Source organism: Flavobacterium undicola, assembly GCF_009909155.2.
GTDB lineage: Bacteria > Bacteroidota > Bacteroidia > Flavobacteriales > Flavobacteriaceae > Flavobacterium > Flavobacterium undicola.
This window is the reverse complement of sequence record NZ_JAAAPM020000015.1, coordinates 1-22509: the sequence shown is the minus strand read 5'-3', so window position 1 is coordinate 22509 and position 22509 is coordinate 1. Positions and strand designations below refer to the sequence as shown.

17 protein-coding genes, 4 tRNA genes and 1 rRNA gene are annotated in these 22509 nt (G+C 33.4%); 13 read left to right on the top strand and 9 right to left on the bottom strand.

Features of this window, described 5'->3' with window-relative positions; all coding sequences use genetic code 11:
- Window positions 1-68 precede the first annotated feature (68 nt).
- A complete protein-coding gene (locus GTZ96_RS10155; RefSeq protein WP_161643718.1) occupies window positions 69-1136 on the bottom strand; it encodes a serine hydrolase domain-containing protein in 1068 nt (355 codons plus the stop codon).
- A 140-nt stretch (window positions 1137-1276) separates the two neighbouring features.
- Here GTZ96_RS10155 and GTZ96_RS10150 point away from each other — a divergent pair, with 140 nt between their 5' ends.
- On the top strand, window positions 1277-1720 hold the full coding sequence (locus GTZ96_RS10150) for a hypothetical protein (protein ID WP_235972950.1): 444 nt from the start codon (window positions 1277-1279) through the stop codon (window positions 1718-1720).
- The gene (locus GTZ96_RS10145; protein WP_128194051.1) at window positions 1701-1997 is read left to right on the top strand and encodes a DUF721 domain-containing protein; all 297 of its coding nucleotides are present in this window, start codon (window positions 1701-1703) and stop codon (window positions 1995-1997) included. Before GTZ96_RS10150 ends, GTZ96_RS10145 begins: the two co-directional genes overlap by 20 nt.
- Before the next feature lie 137 nt (window positions 1998-2134).
- Here GTZ96_RS10145 and GTZ96_RS10140 read toward each other — a convergent pair whose 3' ends face one another.
- Window positions 2135-2554 (bottom strand): nucleoside-diphosphate kinase, encoded by a 420-nt coding sequence (locus tag GTZ96_RS10140; RefSeq protein WP_161643716.1) that lies wholly within the window; start codon window positions 2552-2554, stop codon window positions 2135-2137.
- 85 nt (window positions 2555-2639) lie between these two features.
- The gene (gene bshC / locus GTZ96_RS10135) at window positions 2640-4229 is read right to left on the bottom strand and encodes a bacillithiol biosynthesis cysteine-adding enzyme BshC (RefSeq protein WP_161643714.1); all 1590 of its coding nucleotides are present in this window, start codon (window positions 4227-4229) and stop codon (window positions 2640-2642) included.
- A 105-nt stretch (window positions 4230-4334) separates the two neighbouring features.
- Here bshC and GTZ96_RS10130 point away from each other — a divergent pair, with 105 nt between their 5' ends.
- Window positions 4335-5615 (top strand): MFS transporter, encoded by a 1281-nt coding sequence (locus GTZ96_RS10130; RefSeq protein ID WP_235972948.1) that lies wholly within the window; start codon window positions 4335-4337, stop codon window positions 5613-5615.
- Window positions 5616-5701: 86 nt separating this feature from the next.
- On the opposite strand, the gene GTZ96_RS10125 is transcribed toward GTZ96_RS10130, so the two are convergent.
- Window positions 5702-9013: a T9SS type B sorting domain-containing protein gene (locus GTZ96_RS10125; protein ID WP_161643712.1), complete on the bottom strand. Its 3312-nt coding sequence runs from the start codon at window positions 9011-9013 to the stop codon at window positions 5702-5704.
- Window positions 9014-9169: 156 nt separating this feature from the next.
- Between GTZ96_RS10125 and GTZ96_RS10120 the strand changes: the two genes are divergently transcribed.
- Window positions 9170-11362, top strand: a complete 2193-nt coding sequence (locus GTZ96_RS10120; protein ID WP_161643710.1) for a B12-binding domain-containing radical SAM protein — start codon at window positions 9170-9172, stop codon at window positions 11360-11362.
- A 574-nt stretch (window positions 11363-11936) separates the two neighbouring features.
- Window positions 11937-12947, top strand: a complete 1011-nt coding sequence (locus tag GTZ96_RS10115) for a porin (protein ID WP_161643708.1) — start codon at window positions 11937-11939, stop codon at window positions 12945-12947.
- 463 nt (window positions 12948-13410) lie between these two features.
- Here the strand turns inward: GTZ96_RS10115 and GTZ96_RS10110 are convergent, their stop codons facing one another.
- The 5 genes from GTZ96_RS10110 to GTZ96_RS10090 all read right to left on the bottom strand — a co-directional run bounded on the left by GTZ96_RS10110 (window position 13411) and on the right by GTZ96_RS10090 (window position 18932).
- Window positions 13411-14316 carry an N-acetylmuramoyl-L-alanine amidase gene (locus GTZ96_RS10110; protein ID WP_161643706.1) on the bottom strand — a complete coding sequence of 302 codons (906 nt, stop codon included), beginning with the start codon at window positions 14314-14316 and terminating at the stop codon, window positions 13411-13413.
- Between the two features lie 32 nt (window positions 14317-14348).
- Window positions 14349-14831, bottom strand: a complete 483-nt coding sequence (locus GTZ96_RS10105; RefSeq protein ID WP_161643704.1) for a hypothetical protein — start codon at window positions 14829-14831, stop codon at window positions 14349-14351.
- A 32-nt stretch (window positions 14832-14863) separates the two neighbouring features.
- A complete protein-coding gene (gene rimO, locus GTZ96_RS10100; RefSeq protein ID WP_161643702.1) occupies window positions 14864-16177 on the bottom strand; it encodes a 30S ribosomal protein S12 methylthiotransferase RimO in 1314 nt (437 codons plus the stop codon).
- A 249-nt stretch (window positions 16178-16426) separates the two neighbouring features.
- Complete coding sequence (locus GTZ96_RS10095) at window positions 16427-17938, bottom strand: OmpP1/FadL family transporter (RefSeq protein ID WP_161643700.1); 1512 nt, start codon at window positions 17936-17938, stop codon at window positions 16427-16429.
- 25 nt (window positions 17939-17963) lie between these two features.
- The gene (locus tag GTZ96_RS10090) at window positions 17964-18932 is read right to left on the bottom strand and encodes a hypothetical protein (RefSeq protein ID WP_161643698.1); all 969 of its coding nucleotides are present in this window, start codon (window positions 18930-18932) and stop codon (window positions 17964-17966) included.
- Window positions 18933-19033: 101 nt separating this feature from the next.
- Between GTZ96_RS10090 and proS the strand changes: the two genes are divergently transcribed.
- The 8 genes from proS to GTZ96_RS10050 form a co-directional block, all read left to right on the top strand.
- On the top strand, window positions 19034-20512 hold the full coding sequence (gene proS, locus GTZ96_RS10085; protein ID WP_161643696.1) for a proline--tRNA ligase: 1479 nt from the start codon (window positions 19034-19036) through the stop codon (window positions 20510-20512).
- A gap of 76 nt (window positions 20513-20588) precedes the next feature.
- Window positions 20589-20660: transfer RNA gene (locus GTZ96_RS10080), tRNA-Glu, on the top strand.
- A gap of 49 nt (window positions 20661-20709) precedes the next feature.
- Window positions 20710-20781: transfer RNA gene (locus GTZ96_RS10075), tRNA-Glu, on the top strand.
- 39 nt (window positions 20782-20820) lie between these two features.
- Window positions 20821-20892: transfer RNA gene (locus tag GTZ96_RS10070), tRNA-Glu, on the top strand.
- Between the two features lie 39 nt (window positions 20893-20931).
- Window positions 20932-21003 (top strand) — tRNA-Glu (locus GTZ96_RS10065).
- 32 nt (window positions 21004-21035) lie between these two features.
- The gene (gene rpsT / locus GTZ96_RS10060; RefSeq protein ID WP_161643694.1) at window positions 21036-21287 is read left to right on the top strand and encodes a 30S ribosomal protein S20; all 252 of its coding nucleotides are present in this window, start codon (window positions 21036-21038) and stop codon (window positions 21285-21287) included.
- A gap of 15 nt (window positions 21288-21302) precedes the next feature.
- Window positions 21303-21506: an aldose epimerase family protein gene (locus tag GTZ96_RS10055; RefSeq protein WP_317168898.1), complete on the top strand. Its 204-nt coding sequence runs from the start codon at window positions 21303-21305 to the stop codon at window positions 21504-21506.
- Between the two features lie 881 nt (window positions 21507-22387).
- A 16S ribosomal RNA gene (locus GTZ96_RS10050) occupies window positions 22388-22509 on the top strand; the annotation flags it as partial.

The following is a 22509-nucleotide window of genomic DNA, read 5'->3' as shown; positions in this document are numbered from 1 at the left end:
TTTTGTTGGTTTTGGGTATAGGATTCTTTTTTATGGGAATGTTAAAAAGGATACGTTCTAAACGATAATTACTGATATAAAGCATTTATTTTTTGCCAAAGTGTATTGTCAAAATCAGACAAGGCTAGATTAACATTGTCGGCTGCGTCTCCCATTCTAATTACCACCATTTTTTTACTTGGAATGACATAGATTTTCTGGTCATTTTTGCCCAATGCCATGAACATATCATTTGGTTCGTTTGGAATGATGCTTCCTGATAATTGCAGTTGGCTTTGTGGTAAATGGTAACTCGATTTTCCGTTCAACCACCATAAATAACCGTAAGAAAGATTAATATTTTGGGAAGTTGTAGTAGCTGAATTGAAAAAAGCTTCATTTAAAATAATGTTATTTTCCCATTTTCCTTTGTTTAACATCAATAAACCAAAGCGGGCCATACTTCTAGTGGTACTGAAATAGACAATATTGTTGTCTAGAGGTAACCAAGTTCCATTCATTCCAATTTTATCTCGAAGTCTTGTGTTGAAATAATTGCTCCAACTTTGTCCTGTGGCTTGAGCAATAACATCTTGCAATTTTACATATACATTATGATATGCCCAACGTGTTCCTGCATCGGCTTTGTAGGTTAGACTCGACGGGGAAACATCATCACCATTGGCAATATCTTCAATTCCCGATGTCATAGTGAGTAAGTTTTTGCAACTGATTAGATTTTCTTTTGCTAAAGTCTCAGATGTCCATCCTGTACCAATATAATCCGATACTTTATTGTTTGTATTGATAAAACCTTCTTGTTCTGCAATTCCAGTGAGTGTTGCTGTCAATGTTTTTCCCGCACTTGCCCAATACCAATTAGTAGTTGCCGAATGTCCATTGAAATAATTTTCCATTACAATGCGTCCGTTGACTAGAATCATAAAAGATTTAGAATGTTTAAGCTCTAAATAATCTAATAAGGGTTGGACTGCTTCTTGTTTCCATCCTAAATCAGCAATAGATTTGGTTTCCCAATTTGTTCCTGTTAGTGGAGGGAAATATAGGTTTTCTGTAGTAGTTGAAGGAGAGCTGGTTTCAGAAGTACAATTCACAAATAGGCAAAGACTAAGGAAACTAAGGAGTATTTTTGACATGATTTTACAGTTTTAGTTCTAACTACTTTAAGACCAAAAATATATAAAATAGTTTAAGTGGGCTTTGAATTTTTTATAAAAGTTAACTTTAATAAAGCTAACTTTGTCTCAGTAATCACAGTAGTTAATTAAAAGTATTTATGATGAAAAACAGTTTTAAAATTCTTTTTGTATGCTTGTTTTTAGTGTCTTGTCAACAAAAAATTACTCCTGAAGATATTAGTAAATTGAATGGATATTGGGAAATTGAGAAGGTGAGTTTTAAAGAAGGTGAGGATAAGGAATACAAGATGAATGAGAATTTTGATTTTTTTGAAATAGCCAATAATAAAGGAATTCGAAGAAAGGTAAGACCGCAATTTGATGGTACTTTTTTAGTGAATGATGACTACGAAAAAGTGAATGTACGATTTGAAAAAGAGCACGTTTATTTAGATTATACAACGGCTTATGCCAAGTGGAGCGAAGAATTAGTAAGTATTTCAGATGATGAAATGCTGATTAAAAATGATCAAAATAAAGAATACCAATATAAAAAAGCAGGACCAATAAATTTATTAGGAGATGGCGAAAAGACTAAATAATCAAAGTACTGTAGGCGATGTTTTGAAGCAAATTATTCAAGTGAATAAGTTGCAGTCAGGAATGGACGGAATTAACGTAAAGGAAGCTTGGCAAAATTTAATGGGTAACGGCGTAAACAGCTACACCCGTAATGTGGTTTTAAAAGGCAGTACTTTGTATGTGGAATTAACATCATCGGTATTAAGAGAAGAACTAAGCCACGGAAAATCTAAAATTGTAGCGATGATTAATGAAGAATTGCGTCGCGATGTGGTGAAAGAGGTGGTTCTTAGGTAGTGGTCAGTGTTCAGATTTTTAGTAATCAGTTATTATCAAATAAAAAAATCCCGTCTTGTTCTAAAAAACGAGACGGGATTTCTTTTTTATCTGCGACTTTCAACTGTGACTGAACACTAAAATTTGATTACTGAATACTAAAATTGTTCTCTTCCTGCAAAATGAAAAGCACTTTCTATAGTAGCATTTTCGTCACTGTCAGAACCGTGAACAGCATTTTCACCCATTGAAGTAGCGTATAATTTACGGATAGTTCCTTCGGCAGCATCAGCTGGATTTGTAGCACCAATAAGTGTTCTGAAATCTAAAACTGCATTTTCTTTTTCTAATATGGCTGCAACAATAGGTCCGCTAGACATGAATTCTACTAATTCTCCGTAGAAAGGTCTTGCTGCGTGTACTGCATAAAAAGCTTGAGCATCGGCTACAGTAAGTTGGGTTAACTTTAGCGATACAATTTTAAAGCCGTTATTGTTAATCATTGCAAGTATGTTTCCAATGTGTCCATTAGCGACAGCATCGGGCTTAATCATGGTAAAAGTTCTGTTGGTAGTCATTTTAAATTTAATTTTTTATAAAAGTAGTTTTTTTTTAACATCTACGAATTTTATTTCGCCAAAATACCGCTTCTTTTTTGGAATTTTATAATCCAATAATGTCAAATCGCTGTTCCAGAGGATTAAGGCGTTCGATAAGTTTAGCAATTAAATGTTCACCACTTTCTATATAGAATTCAGAAAAATTGGCTTGCCTTTCTTGTAAACTTTGATTAGGGAATAATTCGTTTTGCAAATCAGTGATACGCGTTAGGGTATCTTTTAGTTTTAATTTTTCAGCTTTAAGCAAACGTTTTTCCAGATTTTCAAGACCTTTGATTTGTTTTATCTCCTGCGCTTTTACTGCTCCCACAAATGAAGGATCTGTTTTTGTTGTGATCTCATTCAGGATACTAAATTGTGTTTGTAATTGCGTTTTCAAAAGTGATAAATCAATATCTATTTCTGATAATATTTGGACTTTATTGTTTACTAAATCGCTTTGTTTTGAGAATAAATCATTCCAACTAAGATTTAATTTATCGGCTTTTTTAAGTTGTTTTTCGGTAGCTAAAAGAACTGAATTACGAACTAAAAGTATTGGAAAGCTAATTTTTACCGCATCAAAAAAAGATTTTAATTCGAGCCAATAAGCGATTTCTCCGCCTCCGCCAATGTAGCAAAGATTAGGCAGAATTACTTCCTGGTACAAAGGACGCATAATTACATTAGGACTGAATTTTTCAGGATTGCTTTCTGCTAATGTTAAAATCTCAGTTTCAGAAAACTCAATTTTAGTATTGTTTACACTATATTTTCCATTTTCATAAATAATGCGTTCTCTTAAGTTGTCTTCGATATAAAACAAATTGATTTCTCTAGGATTTACTTGAATAGTATATTCTTTTAGTTTTTCAATTGTTTCATGTACTTTTTTGTGAGCTGTCTGCTGAATTAATTCTTCCTTAATATAAGGAATAAAGTTTCTTTTCAAATCAGCATTATCGGCATCAATAATTACTAAACCATGTGCGCTAAATAGTGCATTAGCTAAATAACGGGTAGCATCGGCAAGATTGCCATGATTTAAATAAGCTTCTTGAAATAGTTTTTTTAATTTTTCGGCATTGGTGCTTGAACCTAATTCTTGTGAAAATATTTCGAAAAAATCAGCTAAGCCTTCGGTTGAAAGTCTTCCCACGGGACCAGTACTTTCTGCATTCCAACGGAATTTTTTCCCTTTAAAATTAAAGTAATTGATTTCTTCAAAATCATGGTCTTCGGTTGCCATCCAATAAATGGGAACAAAATTATAAGCAGGATATTTTACTTTTAATTCGGTTGTTAAATTGATGACAGAGATAATTTTGTATAGAAAATACAAAGGACCAGAAAACAAATTTAATTGATGTCCGGTAGTGACTGTAAAAGTGTTGTTGACTTTTAAAGATTCTATATTTTGCTGGGTTAGATGCGAAATTTCAATTTCAGCATATTGTTTTTGGAGAACTGAAACTAGGCTCGCTCTATGGCTATTATTAAAATTATTCTGTTTTTCGACTATTTGTGCTTCAAAATTTTCAAATGTTGGAAACCGATTATATAAGGATTGTAACTTTGGATTTTGGTCTAAATAATCATTCATCAAAGGAGTGAAATATCCTGATTTTTGATAGCTGATACAGTCGTTGGGCATGTTTGAATTTGTTTTGAGTAAAATTACCAAAAAATATTGGAACTAAATATTTGTGGCATTCAAAAATAAGGAGGACTTTTGCAAGATTTTAAACCTAATTTTTTGATGATGAAAGAACATCCGAATAAAATAAACTCATTGAAACACATTCTTTTTGGTAGTTTGATTGGAACAACCATAGAGTTTTTTGACTTCTATATTTTTGCCAACGCAGCTGTTTTGGTTTTTCCGCAATTGTTTTTCCCCGGATCCGATAGTACCACTTCTACTTTAGAATCTTTGGCGACTTTTTCTATTGCTTTTTTATCCAGACCTTTAGGTTCAGCGGTTTTTGGACATTATGGAGATAAGGTAGGACGAAAAGTTACTTTGGTTGTTGCCTTGTTAACAATGGGTATTTCGACAGTGAGTATTGGTTTTTTACCAAGTTATGCCAGTATTGGTATAGCCGCTCCTTTGTTGTTGATGTTGTGCCGATTTGGCCAAGGTGTTGGATTAGGAGGCGAATGGGGTGGAGCTGTTTTATTGGCGATCGAAAATGCACCACCTAACAAACGTGCTTGGTACGGAATGTTTCCACAATTAGGGGCGCCAATAGGTTTGCTGCTTTCGGGAGGTACATTTTTACTGCTAACCGATAACATGAGTAGTGCTGATTTTATGGATTATGGATGGAGAATTCCATTTATTACCAGTTCTCTTTTGGTAATCGTAGGTTTTTATATCCGATTAAAAATTACTGAAACTCCTGCTTTTGAAAATTCTAAGGTTGAACAGCAGGAAGTGAAGGTTCCATTTTTTACTTTGTTGAAATCATACAAGAATCAACTAATTTTTGGAACTTTTGCTGCTATTACAACCTTTTTGGTTTTTTATTTGATGACGGTTTTTACACTAAGTTGGGCAACTTCTGATTTGGGTTTTACCAAAAGAGATGCCTTGTTAATCCAATTGTTTTCGGTATTGTTTTTTGCATTGTTTATTCCTATTTCGGCCTTGGTTGCTGATAAGATTGGACGTCGAAAAATGCTTATTCTTACCACAATTGCAATTGCCATTTTTGGATTTTTCTTCTCTTATTTTCTTAATTCAGGAAGTACAGTCTTAGTTACCACTTTTGTTTGTATGGGAATGTCTTTGATGGGATTCACTTATGGACCTTTAGGAACTTTCTTGTCTGAATTGTTTCCTACTACCGTTCGTTATTCAGGAGCATCATTAACTTTTAATATGGCAGGAATCCTTGGAGCAGCTTTTGCGCCAATGATTGCTATTTGGTTAGCAACACATTATAGTTTGACTTATGTTGGTTTTTACTTGACCATTGCTGCTTGTATTTCTTTGTTTTCGTTATTAATGATTAGTAAAGAGGAACATAAGTTTTAAATTATTTTCACCACATAGTTCGCGAAGATTTACAGAAAGGGAGCAAAGTTTATTAAACTTTGCTCCCTTTGTTTTTGTGTTTGAGTTTATTTTTTTAAACTAAAATGTCCTTTATATTCTTTTCCGTCAGCTCTGGTTACTATGAACCAATAATCGGTGGCGGGTAATTCTTGATTGTTAAATTGACCATTCCAAGAGGAATTGGGATGTAATTCTTTTAATAGTTTTCCGTATCGGTCAAATATTTTGATAATGATATTTTTTTCGTTATCCGAAAATTTAATCTTCCAAGTATCATTATAACCATCGCCATTTGGGGTGAAAAATTTAGGATACATGAGCAGGTAAACTTCATCAGTAACAGTTCCACAACCATTTTTATCTCTTACTAAGACGGTATATTCTCCGCTTATAACATTCGAGAATTCATTACTATCTTGAAATTGTGTGCCATCTATAGAATATTCATAATCTCCTTCGCCAGTAACGAATACTTTAATTATGTTTTGATTATCTGTCCAATCTGTTGTTTCTATTGAGTTAATTGTAGCAATAGTTGATTTTTTTACAGTAAAATCTTTGGTGCTTGAGCATGAAATAGAATCATAGTCATTCGTTACAGTTACAGAATAATTACCAGGATTTTGAATTGTAATGGTTGGTGAGGTTTCACCTGTTGACCAAAGGTAGTTGTCATATCCCAATCCTGCATTTACAGTAATGGAACTGCCTTCGCAAATAGGCATAATATTATCTATTGGAATTACAGGCTTGCTATATAAATTTAAACTTAATTCAACCACTTGATGGCAACCATTGGGAGAATCAATTCGGACAAATACGGTATAAGAACCAGTAGGTAATACATAATTACTGATATTATTGATTCTGTTATTTGCTATTTGGTTTTCAGCAGCAGCAACTGAAGTATAGTACGAAAAACTATTGTCCGATGGATTGGTAATCAAATTTGGATTAAATTCGGATAGATTAATAGTTTCTCGTCCATCGTTGTTTTCATCGCAGAATTCTACTTTATAATCATTAGCGTTTAAAGTATTGATTAAAGTTGTGTTTACTGCTAGTTTATTGATACTTTCACAATTGTTGATGCTTTGTGTGGCATAGTAAGTTGCATTGTTACTGATAAGAGTTGTCTTTGCTAATTCTATATTCGAGCTATTGTACCATTTTATATTTGTTCCAGCAATTTCGATATTATTTAAAGTGGCGTTTTGAGTACTACAAAAACTTTGATTGGAATCTCCTGTTGGAGCAGAGGTATTTTGAATGTTTATTAAAACAGCTATTCTTTCGCTTTCGCAACCATTTATAGTTTGTGAAGCATAATAGGTTTTGCCATTTTGTAACGAAGACGTATTGGAAAGTAGATTTCCATTGGTCAAAGTATCATACCATTTAATGTTTTGTCCCGTAATTGTAATTGAACTTAAAGTTGCATTTTGTTGGATGCAGAAGGTTTGAGGAGAGGTAGTTGTAGGTTGAGCAGGTTTGGGGAGAGTATAGAGTTTTAAACTAGTTTCAACAAAGCAATAAGGGTTATTGTTAAAATAACTTTTTATTCTAATATTTTCTTCGTTTTTAATTGTATTAGTATATGGGTTAGGAAGTGGGCTAGGTAATAGATTCCCATTACCGTCAACGTATTCAATTATTAAATCTGTTTGGTTACCTAATATTGTTGAGTTAATATTTGATGTATCAAAGGAATTTGAAATTCCAGAACCAGAAATAGTTTCGCAGCTATAAATTGGAGCTACTGCGTGAAGAGTAGGTTGATTATTTATTTTTATATCTTTTTCTAAAGTCTGACTTTCACTGCCACAGTTTATCGTAGCAGTTACATGATAAATTCCAGTAGCAGAAAATTGATGCTGCGGATTACTTATTATTGAAGTGTTATTAATTGTTGAGTTTGGATCGTCAAAATTCCATAATATAGAATCAAAAGTTCCTTTTACTTCAAACATTGTTGGTGTATTAAAACATGTGTTTTCAACAATAATTTCGCCTGAATTAATTGATGAATCCAGCTTTAGTTTATATAGTAACCCATTGATTGAATTGTTTCCACTACGACTTTGTATTGTAGAATTATTGATTTTAAGAGGGAAACTTTGAAAATTTGAAGTAAGAAAAAGATCATTCCCGTAAAATAAAATCTGTCCTGCTGCATCGAGAGATGAGCCTGATGAGTAATAATTTGTGCCTGATGATTTTAATATAAATTGGGGTTCGAAAGTATTTAAGTCAATTTTAAAAAGAACTAATTCTTCGCTATTGCTTCTTGAGGTAATGGTCGTGTTGGGAAATGTCATTGTTCCATTAAAACTAGATAAAATAAATAATTCATTATTTTTTTCAGCCATAAATGATTTATTTAATTGTCTTTCACTACTATTCCATTCACTAGGATAAGCTAATAAAGAATTATTATTAACTTGTTTGAAATGTTCTAAATTACCATTTGAAGTGTTAAATTCAGTTAAAATAGACTGAAATATACCATTGCTTAGTGAATTGGTTGTAAATTGGTTTCCAAGAATATTTATAGTTCTGTCAAAACAGCCCCATAAATACAATTTATCGTTTATTGGATTATAATGAAGTATGGTAGGTCTATAAGAAGTTGTATTTGCAATTTTACCATTATTAGAAATTTCTTTTTGCCATACAATTTCTAAATCTGAATTTATTTTATCAATGAATGAGTATGTAATATTGGGATCAGTTCTTGCAAAATATATATTTCCATTTTTATCAATTTCAGTGGTTTTTACAAGATCATTTCCAGTACCGTATTTTTTTGCGTCTATCAAGTTTCCGGAGATATCAAATTTTGCAATGAATGCTCGTCCATAATAAGCTGGATCATTTAATGAAATTTGGTTATTTATTTTTATATTATTAATAAATGTACCAGTTATATATATATGGCCTTGATTAAAAAATATTTTATTTGAAATTCCTTTTGTTACGCCAATTTTCCGATTCCATATAATGTTACCATTACTAGATAGCTTGTAAAGATTTAGACCAAAATATAATTCTAAACCATTAACATAGTATGGCTCTATGCCATTATTGTAATTTCCACCTAGAGTTTCGGTAACCAATGTGTATAAATTTCCCTGTTCATCTATAGTTAAGCAATTAGCAAATGCAGCACTTCCAAAATCTTTTTTCCAAATTAAATTACAATTTAAATCATATTTATGGATGCCAGGTGTTGCTGTTACATATATAGCATTATTTGTTTTATTCAAATCATAAACTCCACCGCCAGTCCATTCGCCATATGTTTTTGCACAATCAAAACATTGACTTTGCATTGTAAATGAAAAAGTTAAAAATAAAAAGAGTAATATTTTTTTCATTGTATAAAATTTCTTTAAAAGAATGATTTTCAAATGTAATCAAATACTCGCAAACTTTCCTGTACTTTCTCATGGAAATTAAAGCTGTAAAAACTTTCAATCAGCATTGGAATAGAAACTAAAATTATCCCTTATTTTTGCACAAAACATTTCCCTTTGAAAACCAAACTCTTCCTTATCACGCCGCCTTTTACCCAACTGAATACACCGTATCCGGCAACTGCTTATATCAAAGGGTTTCTGAATACAAAAGGAATCGAGTCGGTTCAGGCAGATTTAGGAATTGAGGTGATTTTAAAGTTGTTTTCGAAAGAAGGACTGTCGGCTATTTTTGATCAAGTAACGACAAACAACAAACCAAAAACTACAAACACTCAAAGGATTTTTGCTTTACAAGACGAATATGTTAAAACCATAGATTCGGTAATTGCTTTTTTGCAAGGAAAAAATCCAACTTTGGCATTACAGATTTGTCAGGAAGATTACTTGCCCGAAGCTTCTCGTTTTACACAATTGGAAGAATTGGATTGGGCTTTTGGAAGTATGGGAACGCAGGATAAGGCCAAGCATTTGGCAACCTTGTATCTCGAAGACATCTCTGATTTTATTGTTGAATGTGTTGATGCTAATTTTGGTTTCAGCCGTTATGCCGAACGTTTAGGTCGAAGTGCCAATTCTTTTGACGAATTGTACGAAGCCTTACAGCAGGAATCTACTTATATTGATACAGTTTTACTTTCGATTCTGAAAGAACGAATCGAAACGATTCAACCTACTTTCTTTTTGATTTCAGTTCCATTTCCAGGGAATTTATACTCGGCTTTTCGTTCGGCTCAATGGGTAAAACAACATCATCCTGAAATTAAAATTTCTATGGGTGGCGGTTTCCCCAATACCGAATTACGTTCACTGTCAGATGCAAGAGTTTTTGAGTTTTTTGACTTTATTACTTTGGATGATGGCGAAGTTCCAATAGAGGAATTAATTTCCAGTATTGAAAATCCAGATTACAACTCTTTTAAAAGAACTTTCCTTTTAGAAGAAGGAAAAGTAGTTTATAAAAATAATTCTACTAAACCCGATTACAAACAATCTCAAGTGGGTACGCCAGATTATTCGGATTTGTTGTTGAATAAATACATTTCGGTAATCGAAATTGTAAATCCAATGCACCGTATGTGGAGCGATGGTCGTTGGAATAAACTCACCATGGCACACGGTTGTTATTGGGGGAAATGTACGTTTTGCGATATTTCATTAGATTATATTAAGGTTTACGAACCAGTAGCTGCCAGTTTGCTTTGCGATAGAATGGAAGAGATGATTACTCAAACGGGTGAAAATGGATTTCATTTTGTAGATGAAGCTGCACCACCAGCCTTGATGCGTGCATTAGCTCTCGAAATTCTTCGCAGAAAATTGTCGGTGACTTGGTGGACTAACATTCGATTCGAAAAAAGTTTTACCCAAGATTTAGCCTTATTATTGAAGGCTTCAGGTTGTATTGCTGTTTCGGGTGGACTCGAAGTAGCATCTGATCGCTTGTTGAAATTGATTGACAAAGGCGTGACAGTCGAACAAGTGGCGCGTGTAACCCGTAATTTTACTGAAGCCGGTATCATGGTACATGCTTATTTAATGTACGGTTATCCAACACAAACGGTTCAGGAAACAGTAGATAGTCTCGAAATGGTACGTCAATTGTTTGAAGCAGGAATTTTGCAATCTGGGTTTTGGCATCAATTTGCCATGACGGCGCACAGTCCTGTGGGATTGTATCCGGAGAAATTTGGAGTGGTAAAAGAAACTGAAGCCATTGGAACTTTCGCTAATAATGATATTAATTATACTGATTCAACAGGAATTGATCACGATAAGTTTAGTTTTGGTTTAAAAAAATCCTTGTTTAATTATATGCACGGAATCTGTTTTGATTTCGAATTGCAAGAATGGTTTGATTTTAAAATTCCCAGAACCAAAATCCCTGAAGATTTTATTTTCAATGCATTAGAATCGGATGTTAATTTCACTATTAAACCTACGGCTAAAATAGTTTGGATTGGTGGAAAACCATCTGTTGAAAATTTTACTAAGACTAAGAAAGGCAATTCATGGGAAATGATGAGTTTGACTTTTCACGATAAGAAAGAAAGTTTTGTTATTCAAACTAATAAAGCAGAAGGAGAGTGGTTAGTAACAATTCTTCAAAAGATTACTGTTTTGAATACTAAAACCTATTCTTTTCAAGAATTAAAAGCCAATTTTGAATTGAATTTAGAAAATTTTGAATTGTTTTGGTATTCTAAACCTATTAATACCTTACGTGAATTTGGACTTTTAGTTTTGTAATAAGTCCTCTTTAGATATGGTGAATTCTTAATTAATCTGTTTTCTTTAATATGAGTTAAATAAAGCAAAGTAGTATAGTCTCTATATTTTATAGTATTTAACAATACATGTTTCTGTAATAGAAAGCCTCCTTTTGGGAGGTTTTTTGTTTTGTTTGGTTTTGTTGCCCTTTTTACCGGAGTTGATGTTTTTTTTTTTATTTATTTTTTGTTGTACCCTATTGTTTTTTAGGGGTGTTTTTGTTTTTAATGTGTTAAAAGGTGTTTTTTATGTTTTTTAAGTGTTGTTTTTTGGTTTAAGTATGTTTTTTAAGGGGTTTTGTGGTTTTTTATGTGAGAATAATCTTTTTTTTGATGTTGAAAAATGAAGAAAATGTATTTTTTTTTAATTGAATCTCGATTTTTGATAATTCTGCGTAAAAATAGGTAAAAAGTTATATTATTTCGTTTTTGTGAAAGTAAAAGTCGATAAATTTGCCTCAACGAAGAAGTTAAAAATATATTAAAAACTAAGAATAATATGTTAATATCGTCTTTTAGGTAGAAATAGTTTAAATAACCAAAACAAATTAAACATGAAAAAAGTAATTTTTATTTTAGCTTTAGCACTGACAGGAAGCATGACATTTGCACAAGACACTCCGTTAGAAATTTCAGGTTCTGCAGATGTTTACTACAAATACGATTTTTCAAAAATGGCAAATATTCCAACTAGTTTTGCAACAGATCAGAATTCAGTGTCTTTGGGGATGATTGATGTTGCTTTGAAGAAAACTACGGGTAAGACTTCTTTCGTGGGTGAAGTTTCTTTTGGACCAAGAGGGCAATATCAATCGATTCCAAATGGTGATGGAACAGATGTTAATTCTTTCCACATCCAAAATTTGTACGCTACTTATAAAGCTACAGATAAATTAAGTTTCACAGCAGGTTACATGGGAACTTTTATTGGATATGAGGTAATTTCGCCACTGGCAAATTTCCATTATTCAACTTCTTATTTGTTTACTAATGGACCATTCCAAAATGCAGGGGTAAAAGTAAATTATGCTATTTCTGACAAAGTAGGTATCATGGTAGGTGCTTTCAATGATACTTGGAATAATTATAAAGCAAATTCAATAAAAGGATTAAGTACAATAGGAGCCCAATTGTCGTTTGCTCCTACAGAAAAAGTAAGTGCTTATCTTAATTTTATGGACGGATCAGAGTCAGGGACTATAGTTGATTTAACAGCTACTTTTCAATTGACTGAAAAATTCAAGTTAGGTTTGAATGCTGCTGATTTTCAACATGGTAATGCGTTGTCTTATGATTATACTGGTGTAGCTTTATATCCTTCGATAGCAGTAACGGATAAGTTTGGTTTAGGTTTAAGAGCTGAGTATTTTGATTTTAAAAACTTATATGTAGGTGATTCGTCTGTAACAGCTTTTACATTATCAGCTAACTTAAAATCTGGCGGATTGACTGTTATTCCTGAATTTAGATTAGATTCAGGTAAAGATAAAATGTTTGTTGACTCTGATTTAGCTCCAACAAAATCTGCTTCTCAAGTTTCAGTAGCTTTAGTTTATGGATTCTAAGAATTGCCAAAATTCAAAATATAATAAGTGATAATTTTTTTTTTACTGCCAAGGTACTTTATGTATTTTGGCAGTTTTTTTATGAATATATTGGGCTTAAATTATAGTTGATGGCGAGGCATTTTTGAGTGTATTTTATACCATTTAGAATTATAAACAGTTTTTTTATTTACTTCACCCCAACCCTCTCCAAAGGAGAGGGAGTTGGAAAATCGGATTATTTTATAATTCTAAATGGTATTACTTTTAACTTCCAAAGGGGTTGACATAGATCACGCAAATTGATACCGATTGATTTGGGGTAATCTTTTAAGTCTGAAGCTAATAAAAGAAGAATTTCAACTATGGTGGCTTTAGTTTTGTTAATTTAAAGAAGTTCGTTCGTAGTGGTTTTCTCTTACTTAGGCATAAAAAAAGTTCTTTGATGTTTTTCAAAGAACTTTTCTAATTTTTAAACTACTTATTATTGTTTTAGATAAATAGAATAAATGGTATTGATAGTGTTTTGATCTAAAATAGCATTGGTTTCTTCGGGCATATAATGCAATTTAAAAGCAGTAATTGCGGCACTTAAATTCTTAGTATTATAACCAATAATTTGTAATGCTAATTCAGGATTAAAATCGAAAGGAGCTAAAGGAATCGTATCGTCTTTCCATATACCAAATCCATTCTCGGCTAAAGTTTTCCAAGGAAATAAAGCACTAGGATCTTTTTTTCGACTAGGAGCAATGTCTGAATGACCAATAATATTTTGAACAGGAATGTTGTAGTCTTTTTTTAACTTACTCAATAAAGCCATTAAACTGGTTATTTGAGCTTCAGAAAAAGGTTCGCTACCATTATTGTCTAATTCGATCCCTATAGAAGAAGAATTTATATCAGTGTTTTTACCCCATGAACTTGTTCCGGCATGCCAGGCACGTAAATAGTCGTTTAGCATTTGTACCACATGTCCATCATCGGCAATTACATAATGTGAACTTACTTGTGCACTTACTTTTGTAAAAGTTTTAATCGTTTGTTGAATAGAATCTTGTGCTGTATGATGAATGATGATAAAATTAGGCTTACGAAGATTGAAATTTACAGTACTAATCCATTCCGTGTGAATTCCATTGTCTAGTTGGGTGGAACCTACTTTAAAAATACTATCTTTAAAAGTATATAATTGTTTGGTATAGACACTATCAATGTTTATGATTGTCTTTTTTACAATAGGTAGTGGTTCTGGTTCTTTATTCGAAATTTGTTCCTTGAAAGATTTTAATTTAGTATCGTATTCTTTCTCACTCTTTTTATAAGGATTTGTTGAGCATGATGTAATAATGATTATTGCAGGAATTAAATAACTAAGATGTTTTTTCATTTTAAATTTATTTTATTAAAAAAGGAAAACTATTAGTCTTCCTTTTTTGATTTTTTCTTTTTCTCTTTTTTATTATTTCCGCCCTCTTCTTTGAGTGCCTTGTATTTTTGTTTTTGCTCTTCGTTTAAATATTCATTTACCTTTCTTTCATTAACTTCAAAAAGCGCTTTTATTTCAATTGATTTTTCGGCTTGTCCTAATTTTTCGTCTTTCATTATGGCTGTTTGCGATTTGATAATGTCAGTATATACATTTCCAATGGCAATAGTTTGCAATTCGTCAAGATTTAATTCAGGTTTTAATTTTTCCATTATTTTACTAACGGTTACTTCTACAGGGATTTCTTTGGGTTTTGAAGCAGTTTGATCCATCTGGCTCATGCTGTTTCTGCTCATTCCCATACCGCCACCGCCATAACCGTTGCCATATCCATTTCCGTAACCATATTGAGCAAATGCAGTATTAAAGGATATTGTTATAAACGCTAATACGAAGAAAAAAAGTGTCTTGTTCATGTTTATTTTTTTTAAATAGCTAAAATTAGTTTTTATGCTGGTTCTCCATAAAGGTCAAATTCTGTTGCTTCTATGATTTTAATCATAGCAAAATCGCCTGTTTTTAAATAATATTTTGAAGCGTCAATCAATACTTCATTATCTACATCCGGGCTGTCAAATTCAGTACGACCTACAAAATGTTCTCCTTCTTTTCTGTCGATAATACATTTAAATACTTGTCCCACTTTTTCTTGATTTAAATCCCATGAAATTTGCGATTGTAATTCCATTATTTCATTGGCACGATCTTGTTTTACATCGTCCGGAACATCGTCTTCAAGTAAATAAGCGTGGGTGTTTTCTTCGTGAGAATATGCAAAACATCCCATTCGGTCAAATTTCATTTCTTGAACAAAGTCTTTCAAGATTTCGAAATCTTCCTGAGTTTCTCCTGGATAACCTACAATTAATGTAGTACGAATTGCCATTCCTGGAACTGCTGCTCTAAAGTCTTTTAATAGCTGAGTTGTTTTAGCCTGAGTTGTACCGCGACGCATCGATTTCAAAATAGAATCAGAAATATGTTGTAACGGAATATCTATATAATTGCAAATCTTAGGTTCGCGTTTCATTAATTCCAAAACATCCATAGGGAAACCAGTAGGGAAGGCGTAATGCAAACGAATCCATTCGATTCCTTCTACTTTTGTCAAAGCTTCCAGTAATTCGGCAAGATTTCGTTTTTTATAAATGTCAAGACCGTAATAAGTTAAATCCTGAGCAATCAAAATCAATTCCTTTACACCGTCTCTGGCTAAACCTTGAGCTTCTTTTACTAATTTTTCAATAGGTTGCGAAACGTGTGCACCACGCATAATAGGAATAGCACAAAAACTACAAGGTCTATCACAGCCTTCGGCAATTTTTAAATAGGCATAATTTTTAGGAGTTGTTGTCAAACGCTCGCCTAATAATTCATGTTTATAATCGGCTCCTAAAGCTTTTAACAGTTGAGGTAATTCAGTAGTTCCAAAAAACTGATCTACATTAGGGATTTCTTTTTCTAAATCAGGTCTGTATCGCTCCGATAAACATCCAGTTACAAAAACTTTGTCAACCAAACCTTTTTCTTTCTTGTCAGCGTATTCCAAAATCATATTTACCGATTCTGCTTTTGCATTATCAATAAAACCGCAAGTATTGATTACAATAATATTCCCTTCTCTCTCAGCAGGAGCTTCGTGTTCCACCTCTTTTCCGTTGGCGCGAAGTTGTCCCATTAATACCTCACTATCGTATATGTTTTTTGAACATCCTAGGGTAATTACATTTATTTTATTCTTTTTTAAAGACTTGGTTCTCATAGTTTTGTAAATTGGATGGCAAAATTACGTTTTTTTATTCAAATTGAACTTGTTTCCTTGCCATTTAGCTATTTTTTTATGGAGCTATTCGGGCTGTCCATTGCAAACGAAGTTCACTGAACTCCTATTAAGATAAAAGTATAGTGAAGTAATCTCCCGAAGAAAAATCGGGAGGATTTCCATTGTCATCACGGCTAAAAAAATAACCGTCTTGTTTCTAATAAAGACAAGACGGTTGTTTTTTAGTAATTATAATTCAAATAACAGCGTTAAGGAAACCGTGTTAGTGATGGAATTGATATTGGCTCTGTCAGTCAAACCTTGGCTAAAGAAAGCTTGTTGCGAATTTCTTTCGGCGTAAGCATAAGATAAATCCGCTCTGGTGCTTCCAAAATTATAACCTAAACCTCCCGAATAACCATTCAAGTCACCTATAGTTGTTTTGTTTTTATAAGGACTTTGTTCAAAACGATAACCGGCTCTTAAGCTCAATCTTTCAATTTTGTATTCTCCACCTATTCTTACTTCGTTAGTCCTGGAAAGTGTTTTGTCTATTTCATTGTTTACACCTTGGTAGTAACTGTCGTATTCAGGTTTAAATCTAATGTTGCCATAATTTTTACGGCTATAGTCAATGCTTATGAGTCCTGTTTTTCCAAACACATAGGCAAAACTTCCTGTCAATTTTCCTGGAGTTTGTAATTTATAAGGAGCGTAAACATTAGTAACATTTGGGTCAACCACATCAGGATCTAGAGGTCCAGTTGTTGAATTGGCACTTACTGCTACTAAAGTTTGAGTTAGCTCATCATTCAGTTTGTACCATGTTGGTGATTCATAAGAAAGACCTACTCGTGCTTCATTAGTTATTTTACCAATGATTCCAAGTTGGAATGAAAAACCAGAACCATAAGTATACAAATTATTGTTGAATTGAACTTTGTTTACTCTGTAACTAGTAGGTTCTAAAGTGTTGTCATTGTCTTCGTAAAAAACGGATGATTGAGTGTAATCAACAAAATGAGAGTTCAAGTTGATCCCTATGAAAAATTTATCATTGCAAGAAGCAGCTGCGTTAAAAGATAGTTTTCCGTTGTAACCATTAGTGGAAACAGTGTTTTCTTGATAGTAATTGCCTCCTTCAGCAATATTTGAGATGTATGAGTTGGTGTTAGGGTCAGCATTTGCGGGATCAATAATAAAGGCATTGTAACCTAAGAAAGCTTGTTGGGATGCGTGGCTTAAATTTTCGTAATAGGAATCTTTAAAGCTATTTAAAGGAATACCGTTTGCATAGCTTAAAAAATAATTCCCAATTGAATTTGTTGGATTGATTCCAAAAGAGCCAATAGTATTATCGAAGTTGTTTTTGTTATCATAATTTATGGCTAAAGAAAACTTTTTCCACCCTTCATTGTTTCTATTGTTGTTATTAAAAACAAATACTAATCCAGCTTGGTTAAAGTCAAAAGAATTGTTTTTTTCTGTATTTGTCGAACCAAAATAAGTAGAATTGTTTTTGGTATTAGTATTGCTTGCTGTTATTGCCATTTGATTATTTGCAAATATAGCAGAACCAGCAGGGTTAACATTTATGGAAGATAAATCTCCTCCTAAGGCCCCAAAAGCACCACTCATAGCTCTGAAACGGGCAGTTCCATTTAAGTTTTCTTGACTGAAACGTACAGCGTCACTTATTTCTTGAGATTGTGCAATACCAAAAGAAAGTACAGATAGTATTAAAAATAGTTTTTTTTTCATTTTAGTGATTTTTTTTAATGATTATTTATCTTCTACTTCCTCCTGATGATCTTGAACTACTTCCTCCACTGCTGTTTCCGCCTCCTCCGCTATAAGATCTGCCACTGCTTTCACTTCCGTAAGAAGGACTACTGTAGGATCTAGTAGGGGTGGAACTTTCGCTTCTTGAATAGTTGCTTTGTTGTCTATTGCTGTTGTAGTCGTTGTTTTGACTTTGAGTTGTTCCTCTTCTGGTTATTGTTTGAGTGTTGTTATTGCTATTAGAGCTGTTGTAGGTTCTGGGGTTTGTAAAGGTGTTATTTCTACTTGTGCTAACTCCATTTGTAGAATAGCTTCTATCTGTAGAATAATTTCTGCTTGTCGAATAGCTTCTGGTAGGAGCGTAGTCTCTGTTTGTACTTGTTGAGTTAGTTACAGTAGATCCTCTTCTGCCTGGTGCGTAAGAACGATAGTTATTACTGCTAGGGCGATTGTAATAGTAGCTGTTGTAACCATAATAAGGATAATTCCATCCATAGTTATATGGGTAGTAATTGTAACCCCAGCTATTCCATCCATATCCATAATAGTAAGGAGAGTTCCATCCGAAAGAAAAAGAATAAGGATATCCCCATCCTGAATATCCAAAACCGTAATTTAATCCCCAGTAATTGGAATAAACGTTCACATCTGCTTTGGTGTAATTATTTCCCCAATCACCATAGTTTGAGTAAGCGCTGTTGTTGTTTGTAGGATTGTTATCACTGTAGTTGTCAATATCGGTAAAGGTTTCAGGGGTTTGATTGTCGTTTTGTAGCGAACTAAAATAATCTTTATAATAATTGTCTGAAGATGTATTTCTTTCTACATTTCTGTTGTTTGAAGCGCCATAAATCCCATCTCTTTCGTAATAGGAGCTATTTTGATAAGAACCACATGAAACCATAAAAAGGCTCAGTAATCCAATACAGAGATAATTTTGCACTTCTTTGGATGAAAAAATATTAGTTTTCATATCTATTGGGTTTTTTATTGTTGCACATTACAAAAATAGTTAGTTTTGCCAAACTATTTAGTTAAATAAAACAAAACAAAATTTGTGCCAAACTATTCAATATGAGTAAGAACCTTACTACAAGATCAGAAGATTATTCAAAATGGTATAATGAGCTGGTTGTAAAAGCTGATTTAGCCGAAAATTCAGGAGTTAGAGGCTGTATGGTCATTAAACCTTATGGTTATGCAATTTGGGAGAAAATGCAAGCCGAGTTAGATAGAATGTTTAAAGAAACAGGGCATCAAAATGCTTATTTCCCTTTATTTGTTCCTAAAAGTATGTTTGAAGCCGAGGAAAAAAATGCCGAAGGTTTTGCTAAAGAATGTGCTGTGGTAACACATTATAGATTAAAAAATGATCCTGATAGACCAGGAAAGTTAATGGTTGATCCAAATGCTAAGTTAGAAGAGGAGCTTATTGTCCGTCCTACAAGTGAAGCTATTATTTGGTCTACATATAAAGGATGGGTGCAATCTTATAGAGATTTACCTTTGTTGATTAACCAATGGGCTAATGTAGTTCGATGGGAAATGCGTACGCGTTTGTTTTTAAGAACTGCTGAGTTTTTATGGCAAGAAGGGCATACTGCACACGCAACAAGAAAGGAAGCTATCGAGGAATCAGAGAAAATGATGAATGTATATGCTGATTTTGCACAAAACTTTATGGCAATTCCTGTTGTTAAAGGATTGAAAACCGAAACAGAACGTTTTGCTGGTGCTGAGGAGACCTATTGTATTGAGGCTTTGATGCAAGATGGAAAAGCGCTTCAGGCAGGAACTTCGCACTTTTTAGGACAAAATTTTGCTGAAGCTTTTGATGTGAAGTTTGCTAATGCCGAAGGAAAGCAAGAATATGTATGGGGGACTTCTTGGGGAGTTTCTACCCGATTGATGGGAGCCTTAGTTATGACGCACTCTGATGATCAAGGATTAGTGTTACCTCCTAATTTAGCTCCAATACAAGTAGTGATTGTTCCTATATATAAGTCAGAGGAGCAATTAACACAAATAACGCAAGAAGTAGATAAGTTAATTGTTGATTTACGTAAACTGGGTATTTCGGTGAAGTTTGATGATAGAACTACGCAAAAGCCAGGTTTTAAATTTGCAGAATGGGAATTAAAAGGAGTTCCGGTGCGAATAGCTGTTGGTCCAAAAGATCTTGAAAATGGAACTTATGAAGTAGCAAGAAGAGATACTTTAACTAAAGAAGTGAAGTCTAAAGATGGAATTGCGACTTTTATAAGCGATTTATTAGAGCAAATTCAAAAAGATTTGTTTGATAAGGCATTAAATTACAGAGAGGCTCATATTACCGAGGCAAATAGTTTTGATGAGTTTAAACAAGTTTTAGACACAAAAGGAGGTTTTGTATCAGCGCATTGGGATGGAACTGCAGTCACTGAAGAAAAGATTAAAGATCTTACTAAAGCGACTATAAGATGTGTTCCTTTGGATAGGATAAAAGAGGCGGGAAGCTGTGTATTCACTGGGAATCCTTCTGTAGGAAGAGTGTTTTTTGCGAAAGCATATTAAAAAAATTTTTTTTTTTCGCATCTGCTATTGTACGTTTCAAAAATAGTTGTATTTTTGCATCCGCATTAGAGAAGCAGGCCCGTTCGTCTATCGGTTAGGACGCATGGTTTTCATCCATGTAAGAGCGGTTCGATTCCGCTACGGGCTACTATTTTTTTTGCAGATTAAAGTAATCCTGAACTCAGAGGGGAGAAAATGGCCCGTTCGTCTATCGGTTAGGACGCATGGTTTTCATCCATGTAAGAGCGGTTCGATTCCGCTACGGGCTACAAAAAGATTAAAGTTACCCTGAACTTAGAGGGGGGAATGGCCCGTTCGTCTATCGGTTAGGACGCATGGTTTTCATCCATGTAAGAGCGGTTCGATTCCGCTACGGGCTACAATTCAATTGTAGTAGATTGAAAAGAACTAGAGGATAAGGTCCGTTCGTCTAGGGGTTAGGACGCCAAGATTTCGTCTTGGTAACAGGGGTTCGATTCCCTTACGGACTACAAAAAAAAGTAAAAGATAAAAAAGCAATAAAATGGCAAATCATAAATCAGCTCTAAAAAGAATTAGAAGTAACGAAAAGAAAAGAGTGTTAAACAGATATCAGCACAAAACTACTCGTAATGCTATCAAGGCGTTAAGAATAGCTACTGATAAATCTGATGCTACTTCTAAATTGTCAAATGTTATTTCTATGATTGATAAGTTAGCTAAAAAGAATATTATCCATGATAATAAAGCTTCTAACTTGAAATCAAAGTTAACTAAATTTGTAAGCAAATTGTAGTACTGCAATTTTGATATATTTAAAAGCCTCTTTCTTTCGAAAGAGGCTTTTTTCGTATGTGTTCAGGATTGTTGGGAGGTCTGTGTTTGTGGAACAGGACTTTGTTTAGAGATGCAACATTATCCAGATTCTCCAAATCAAAAAGATTTCCCAGCTACGGTTTTAAACCCGGGAGAAAACTATAAAATAAAAACTTCTTTCAAGTTTTTTACTAAGTAAAATTAGGAAACAGAATTTGTTTGATTTGTAAAACCTGTCTCGTTCTAAACGAGGCAGGTTTTTTTGTGCTTTTGAATGAAGTTGATTTTGTACATATATATAAGAGTGATTTTTTGAAGCTATTTCCCGCTATCCGCTATATCTCTTGTGTCCGCTGTCGCTACCACAAGAGGGTGCCGCTACCACCTGCCTGTCGGCAGGCAGGTCGGGGCTAGTGAATCGTGCTTGAAATAGTGATATGTACTATATATAATAGTATAGTTTATTAGGAAAGTCTTTGTGGGCTTTGTGTTTTCTTGGTGTTCTTTGTGTTTAAAATAGCGTTAACAACTCTAAAAACTTACAAAACTAAAAAATAAGTTTCACGTTTTCAGTTGATTAAAAAATACTTTCAAAATACTTTATAAAAGTTATTGTCAAAACGAATAAAGGTTCTACTTTTGCACCCGCAACAGCGATAGACGTTCTAAGAAATACTGACAAGAAGATTGATGATTGTGTTAAAATAAAAGTCAAAAAAAGCTTGTGAGACAATAATTAGAATTCTATCTTTGCGCCCCGCAAATGTGGTAAGTTCCTTGAGAGACTGGTAAGAAATTGAAAAGAAAAGAAGAGTAAAATTTTCTAAAAAAAAACTTTAAAAATTTCTTGCGAGATTAAAAAGAAGTTGTACTTTTGCACCCGCTTCGAGAAACACATCAAATGTGAAAAACGAAGAGAAATAATAAGAAGAACACGTTCCTAGACATATTGAATTGACAGCCGTTCTGATGCAAATCAGAACAAAAGAATAAGAGTAATAGAATCGAGAGATTAGAATAAACCACTAGAATCTTCAGTCAAAAATAAATAGAGTTAAAGCAATTTAACTCGCATAATATACGATGAAGAGTTTGATCCTGGCTCAGGATGAACGCTAGCGGCAGGCTTAACACATGCAAGTCGAGGGGTATTGGTTTTCGGACCAAGAGACCGGCGCACGGGTGCGTAACGCGTATGCAAT